This is a genomic window from Mesorhizobium sp. M7A.F.Ca.CA.002.04.1.1, assembly GCF_004022805.1.
Lineage (GTDB): Bacteria > Pseudomonadota > Alphaproteobacteria > Rhizobiales > Rhizobiaceae > Mesorhizobium > Mesorhizobium ciceri.
In genome coordinates, this window is record NZ_RZPL01000280.1 from 1 (window position 1) to 6,623 (window position 6,623).

8 protein-coding genes are annotated in these 6,623 nt (G+C 61.3%); 4 read left to right on the forward strand and 4 right to left on the reverse strand.

Features of this window, described 5'->3' with window-relative positions; translation table 11 throughout:
- Positions 1-29 precede the first annotated feature (29 nt).
- The 4 genes from ENZ75_RS16220 to ENZ75_RS16235 form a co-directional block, all read right to left on the reverse strand.
- On the reverse strand, positions 30-836 hold the full coding sequence (locus tag ENZ75_RS16220) for an amino acid ABC transporter ATP-binding protein (RefSeq protein ID WP_013530367.1): 807 nt from the start codon (positions 834-836) through the stop codon (positions 30-32).
- Positions 833-1,774, reverse strand: a complete 942-nt coding sequence (locus ENZ75_RS16225; protein ID WP_013530366.1) for an amino acid ABC transporter permease — start codon at positions 1,772-1,774, stop codon at positions 833-835. Before ENZ75_RS16225 ends, ENZ75_RS16220 begins: the two co-directional genes overlap by 4 nt.
- A 143-nt stretch (positions 1,775-1,917) precedes the next feature.
- Positions 1,918-2,775 (reverse strand): ABC transporter substrate-binding protein, encoded by an 858-nt coding sequence (locus ENZ75_RS16230; RefSeq protein WP_063170135.1) that lies wholly within the window; start codon positions 2,773-2,775, stop codon positions 1,918-1,920.
- A gap of 93 nt (positions 2,776-2,868) precedes the next feature.
- The gene (locus ENZ75_RS16235; protein WP_013530364.1) at positions 2,869-3,876 is read right to left on the reverse strand and encodes a 2-oxoglutarate and iron-dependent oxygenase domain-containing protein; all 1,008 of its coding nucleotides are present in this window, start codon (positions 3,874-3,876) and stop codon (positions 2,869-2,871) included.
- 101 nt (positions 3,877-3,977) lie between these two features.
- Here ENZ75_RS16235 and ENZ75_RS16240 point away from each other — a divergent pair, with 101 nt between their 5' ends.
- The 4 genes from ENZ75_RS16240 (at position 3,978) to ENZ75_RS35130 (ending at position 6,329) form a co-directional block, all read left to right on the forward strand.
- The gene (locus ENZ75_RS16240) at positions 3,978-4,922 is read left to right on the forward strand and encodes a nucleoside hydrolase (RefSeq protein ID WP_013530363.1); all 945 of its coding nucleotides are present in this window, start codon (positions 3,978-3,980) and stop codon (positions 4,920-4,922) included.
- A gap of 114 nt (positions 4,923-5,036) precedes the next feature.
- Complete coding sequence (locus ENZ75_RS16245; protein WP_013530362.1) at positions 5,037-5,711, forward strand: TetR/AcrR family transcriptional regulator; 675 nt, start codon at positions 5,037-5,039, stop codon at positions 5,709-5,711.
- A gap of 213 nt (positions 5,712-5,924) precedes the next feature.
- A complete protein-coding gene (locus ENZ75_RS35125; protein WP_245462541.1) occupies positions 5,925-6,059 on the forward strand; it encodes a LysR family transcriptional regulator in 135 nt (44 codons plus the stop codon).
- Between the two features lie 24 nt (positions 6,060-6,083).
- Positions 6,084-6,329, forward strand: a complete 246-nt coding sequence (locus ENZ75_RS35130) for a LysR substrate-binding domain-containing protein (protein WP_063170133.1) — start codon at positions 6,084-6,086, stop codon at positions 6,327-6,329.
- Positions 6,330-6,623: the final 294 nt, after the last annotated feature.

A 6,623-nucleotide genomic window follows, 5' to 3' on the forward strand; every position in this document is an offset into this window, starting at 1 on the left:
GATCTTCTCTTGGGTGGATTCTCTTGCCGTCAAAGCACCCGCGACAGGAACTCGCGGGTTCGGGGCGATACCGGATTGGCAATCATCTCGCGCGGAGCGCCGCGTTCGATGATCACACCGCCATCCATGAAAACCAGCTGATCGCCGATCTCGCGGGCGAAGCCTACCTCGTGGGTGACCACGACCATCGTCATGCCGCTTTCGGCCAGATCGCGCATGACCTGCAGCACCTCGCCAACGAGTTCGGGGTCGAGCGCCGATGTCGGCTCATCGAAGAGCAGGACTTTCGGCTTCATCGCCATCGCGCGCGCGATGGCGACACGCTGCTGCTGGCCGCCGGACAGTTCCCTCGGATACCGGTCGACCTTGTCCAGGAGACCGACGCGCCGAAGCAGAATCTCCGCTTCGGCCTTTGCCTCGTCCGGGGGGATGCGCCGAACCTGCGTCGGCGCCTCAATCAAATTCTCCATCACGGTCATGTGGGAGAACAGGTTGAACGACTGAAACAGCATGCCGGTCTCGGCGCGCCGCCGGCAAAGCAGGTCGTCCTTGACCTCGTAGAGCTTGTCGTCCCTAAGGTCGTAGCCGACGAACTGACTGTCGACGAGCAGGATGCCGGCGCTGAGCTTCTCGAGATGGTTGATGCAGCGCAGGAATGTGCTCTTGCCGGAACCCGAAGGGCCGATGATGCAGGCGACCGATCCGACGGGTACGTCGAGATCGACACCCTTGAGAACCTCGAGCGGACCATAGGATTTGCGCACGCCGCGCGCGAAAACCATGGAGTCGGCTGGGACGCCGAAGCGGGCGCGATTTTCGTCCTTCACGTCGCTCATCGGGAAATGCCACGCAGGCTGATGATGTTGCGCAGGAAGCGCATCGTCACGGCATCGCGGCGCGTATCGCTGCGACCGAAATGTCGCTCGAGGAAATGCTGTCCCACCGACATGATGCTGACTACCGCGAGATACCAGAAGGCGACCACGATCAGAAGCGGGATCGTCTCGAAGGTGCGCGCATAGATGCTCTGCGCCGAATAGAACAGGTCGTCGACGGCGATGAATGTCACCAGCGACGTCATCTTCAGGAGGTTAATGGCCTCATTGCCGGTTGGCGGCAGTACGAAGCGCATCGCCTGCGGCAGCGTGATGCGCTTCAGGATCATGCGGTACGGCATGCCAAGCGCGCTCGCCGCCTCAGCCTGGCCCGACGGCACCGACTTGATGCCGGCCCGGATGATCTCGGCCATGTAGCCCGCCTCGCACAGGGAAAGGGCGACGACGGCAGAGAAGAACGGAGTCATGAAATCATTGGTGCGCACGGAAAACAGCGTGCCGACAAAGGGGATGGTCAACGAGACTTCGCGCACCAGCAGCGACAGGTTGAACCAGAAGATCAGCTGTATCAGGGCCGGTACGCCACGGAAAAACCAGACGTACAGACCCGCGAAGGCACGCAGCACCGGGCTTGGCGACACGCGCATGATGGCGATGACCGTGCCGACAACGATCGCCAATATCATGATCACCGCGGTGAGCATCAAGGTGTTGCCAAGGCCGCGCATGACAGAGGGATGCAGGAGGTAACTCACCACCGTAGGCCAGGCAAAGGCAGGGTTGCTGGCGAAGGCCCGGATGATCAGGAATGCCACCAGCAGGGCCAGCGCCGTGCCGACCCAGATGCCGTAGCGGCGCTGCGGCATGACGGTCAGGCGCGAAACCGCCTCGGCGACGCCCGGCTCGATGCGTATCTCGTTTGGGTGGGCCGCGCCCATCGCTGCTTCTCCTGGTCTTGATCCGGAAGCGGCGCCCGGCACGAGACCGGACGCCGACAACCGCTATCGCATCAGCCCCAAATGATTTCGGAAAGCATGATCAAAGTTTTAGAACAAAGTGCGTCCGACTGGACAAAACTTTGTCAGTCGGCGCGCAACGCCTCCATGCTGCCGACGAAATAGGGCTCCTTGATCGCGTAGGCGCCCATGCCGTATTTGTCGAGAATAGCCTTGTAGGTGCCGTTCTTGAACAGCTCGGAGAGTGCGCCCACCATCATATCGGCGGTCTCCTTGTCGTCCTTGGCGATCGCCATGCCGAGCGGCGCGACTTCATAGAGGGTCGGCAGCACCACGAGCTGGCCCTTGCTGGTGACCTCGAAATAGCTCGAGGCGGTCGCATCGTCCATGCGGGCGTCGACGCGGTCGGACAGCACCGCCTGGACGATATCCGTCGACGAGTTGAAGACCGATTTTTCGATGGCTGCCTGGCCCTTGCCGGTGCAATCCGTGCTCAGCTTGTCGACCAGGAAATCCGATGCGCTGCCTGCCGAAACGCCGATCCGCTTGCCGCAGAGCGGGGTGTCGCCGCTGAAACTCGCCTTCTTGTCCGGCGACGTCGAAACAGCCAGGCCGGCCTTCAGGAACATGACGAAATCGACCTGCTTGAGCCGCTCCGGCGTGGCGGAGAAAGTCTCCCAAGCGACCTTGAAACGGCCGGCCGCCAGGCCCGGTATCATCGAGGGGAAAGGTGTGCGCGCCACGTCCAGCTTGGCGCCGACCAGCTTGGCCACCTCACCGGCCAGTTCTATGATAATCCCGGTCTGTTTGCCGTCGGCGTCGAGATACTCGAAAGGCGCATAGTCCAGCGTGTTGGCGACGGTCAGCATGCCGGTCTGCTGAACCTCGGCCGATTTCGTCACCTTGGCGGCGCCTGAAGGTCCGCTCCAGACTATGGCAAGTGCGGCCAGCGCCAAACCTGCCATCTGTAAATGTGCTCTCATTTTCGTTCCCCTTTTTTGATTACAACGTTTCCTGCAGTCTGCTCTCCAATCAGGGCCTCGCGTCCTCATCGCCGCAGCCAAGCATTGATCCGTCTATGTACCGGCTGCTTCCGCAGCCTTTTTCTTGCGGTAATGGTAGTTCTTGTCGATGCGCTCCATCAGATAGTCGCCGTAGAGCACCGGCTCATATTTCGGCTGGCTACCGGCCGGCACGCAGACCGGCAGCGCCTCGATCGTTTCATCCATGGACGGGTCGAAGAAGAAGGGCTGGGAATAGCGCTCGCGCCCCGACCGGTTGATGACGCGATGCGGCGTCGAGACGAACTGGTCGTTCGACCAGCGCGCCAGGATGTCGCCGACATTCATCACGAAGGAGTCCGGGACCGGAGGCGCGGGAACCCATTCGCCCGCCTTGTTCTTGACTTCCAGGCCGCCGACATTGTCCTGCGCCAGCAGTGTAATGAAGCCGTAATCGGTGTGAGGGGCCGAACCGAATAGCCCCTCCTCATGCGGCTGCGTCGGGTAGTGCAGCAACCGCAGGAAGGTTGTCGGCTGATCGAAATAACGGTCGAGACTGTCGGTCGGAAGTCCAAGCGAAAGAGCGATGGCGCCGACCATTTTGCGGGCCAGTGTGCTCATCTCATCGACATAGCGTTCAATCGTTGGCCTGAAGCCAGCAAGCGTTGCCTCGTCCGGCCACTGGTTGGGACCCTGCAGCGGCTTGTCGGCCAATGTCCTGGGGTCGTCGGCCTCGACCTCGTGCATGAAGAAGATCGATTCGCTCTGGTTCGGCTTGCTTACTGTCGCCACCGACGACGTCACGATCGTCGAGCCGGCAAAGGGCAGGTAGCCGCGGAAATTCCTGTCGATCTTCAGCGCCAGTTTCTGCTCCTCGGGCAGAGCGAAGAAGCGCTTGCTGGCTTCGCGAACCGCTTCGACGTCGGCACGCGGGATCGGATGCCCGACGACATAGAGGAAGCCGATCGTCTCGAGATGGCGGCGCAGTGTCGCCGCCGTCGCGGCGATCGCTTCCTGGTCATCGCCATAGAGCGCCGACACATCGATGATCGGAATTTCGGAAAAGTCGCCGCGTGCGTCCATTCGAACACCTTCTCTTGAACATAAGATACAGTACTGTATTTCTACACATCCAAATCGCCTCAGCAATAGGCTTTCGAGCGCAACGGGAAAAACGCGGCACAATGGCACCACGCAAGATAATCATCGACACCGACCCAGGTCAGGATGACGCGTTCGCGATCCTTTTCGCGCTAGGCTCGCCAGCCGAACTCGAGGTAGTCGGCATCACGACAGTCGGCGGCAACGTGCCGCTTGCCCTAACGTCGAAGAATGCGCTCAAGGTCGTGGAACTTGCCGGACGACCCGATGTGCCGGTCTATGCCGGCTGCCCGGCGCCGATGGTGCGCAAGCTGATCACGGCCGAGTATGTTCACGGCGAAACGGGCCTCGACGGCGCCGATCTGCCCGAACCCGTCACACCGCTGCAGAGCGAGCACGCAGTCAATTACCTGGTGCGCACGATCATGGATGCGCCGGAAGGCGCGTTGACCGTCTGCACGCTCGGGCCGATGACCAACCTGGCCATGGCCATGACCATGGAACCGAAAATCGTCCCTCGGCTGCGCGAAGTCGTGCTGATGGGCGGGGGCTTTTTTCAAGGCGGCAATGCCACGCCTGCCGCGGAGTTCAACATCTTTGTCGATCCGCATGCCGCGCACAAAGTGTTCGACAGCGGCGTCCCGGTGACGATGGCCGGCATCGACTGCACCTACACTGCCCTGATGACGCCTGAATGGCTCGACGCCCTGCGCGCCACCGGCAGTCGCGCGGCGATCGAGGCCGCCAACATGGCCGACTTCTATCGCCAATACGGCACCCACAAATTCGCGACGGCGGCGCGTCCCATCCACGATGCGTGCGTCACCGGTTACCTTCTGGCCCCGGGGATCTACGAGCAGCGCCAGTGCGCCGTGACGGTCGATATCGTCTCGCCCGAAACCATAGGCATGACCGTCGTCGACTGGTGGCACGTCACCGGCCGCCGCAAGAACTGCAATGTCCTGCGCCGGATCGATCCGGCGCCGTTCTTCACGCTGATGCTGGAGCGGATCAGTGCACTGCCCTGAAAATGCGTATCCGGCGATAGACGGTGACACGGAGAATTGCGAAGCAGTCACGGGGCGGTTCGATAGGCGAATCGGCCATGCGCGTTGCGCGCGGCGACGAAGGTCTCGAATTTCATGAACGGGAAAGGCGTGCTGGCGAAAACGAAACGACCGCCTCGACCGGCGGTGCGATCAAAAGCGGCGCGGCAGACGCTCAGCCGTGAGGCCTGGATTGCGGCGGCGCGCAAGGTGCTGGAAAAGCGCGGCATCGGCGAGGTCAAGATCGACCGCCTGGCGCAGCAGTTGAAGGTCACGCGGGGCAGCTTCTATTTCCATTTTGCCAGCCTGGCGGACCTTCGCGGCGGCCTCTTGCAGGAATGGCGAAACAGCAATTGCGCGCCGTTCTGGGCGATGCGCGAGATCCACGACATAGACGGCCTGCAGTTCTTCACCGACATCGTGCATGTCTGGGTGGATGAAGCCCCTTTCAGCCCGCTGCTTGACTTGGCTGTTCGCGATTGGTCACGGACATCGAAAAAGCTCGCTCAGGAAGTCAAGGACATCGACGATCTGCGCATCGCGCTGCTCATCCGGGCGTTCCGCGCCATGGGCTATTCGGAAGACGAGAGCATCGTGCGGGCGCGCATCACCTATTTCCACCAGATCGGCCAGTACGCACTGTCCTTCAAGGAAGACCCGGCCGTGCGCCGCCGCTACCAGCCACTGTTCGGAGAAGTGCTGCTCGGACCGCTCGTTCAAGAACCCGGCACGGCGCCGAAGTCGACGGAGATGCGGGCCGATCGTCGTTAGGACCTCTGGCTGGAAACAGTCGTGCCATCTGGAACGGTCGGGCCGCGTTGTGGCGAGGAGCAGCACCTGTCGCAAAATCGCCATAGGCGGCAGTAAACTTCGAAGCCATTGTCCTTCAATCTCCGGAACCGTGCTAGAGAGCGCTACCGATTGAATAGCGCCTGCTGGTTCGAGGTCCCATTGACAAAACGGCTATCGGATTTCGACGTTGGCTTGCTGCTGACACTCGATGCGCTGTTGAAGCACCAGAACGTCACCCATGCGGCGTCGAGATTGAACATTACCCAATCGGCCTTGTCGGCCCGCCTGACGCGGCTGCGTCAATTGCTGAACGACCCTGGCACTTGAGCCCGAACTCGTCCGGCTGCTCGGTTGAGCGATTTCGTGAATACTGCTCATCTGTTCGACCCCGCCACAAGCAAACGTGTCTATCGCATTGCCGCAACGGACAATCCGGCAGCGATCCTGGCTCCGGACCTCATTCCGCGGTTCAAATCCCAAGCTCCCAACGCAAAGGTCGCCTTTACGGTGCCCGACAAGCCGAGGATCGTCGAGCACCTGGAGCAGGGCGACATCGATCTCTTCATCGGAGCCGCGGAAGACGTTCGAGTGGCCTGATCAGGCAGAAACTGTTCGAAGAGGAATTCGTCACCGCCCAGGGGCACGGCCATCCGCGCGGCAAGGGACCGATCACCCTGGACGAATTCTGTGCCCTCGACCATCTGCTCATTTCGACGATGCAGCGCCATGGCGGCGTGGACGCCCCACCGATGTTGGATGCCAATCGGGGTTTACAGCCGACGTCGGCCATTGCCCAGCCGCAGCGCGAGCCAGCCCTCAAGCGCCAACCTGAGCCAGAGTTCATGGCACAAATATAAGAAATATGTATGTAAGAAATACCACGATATGGAC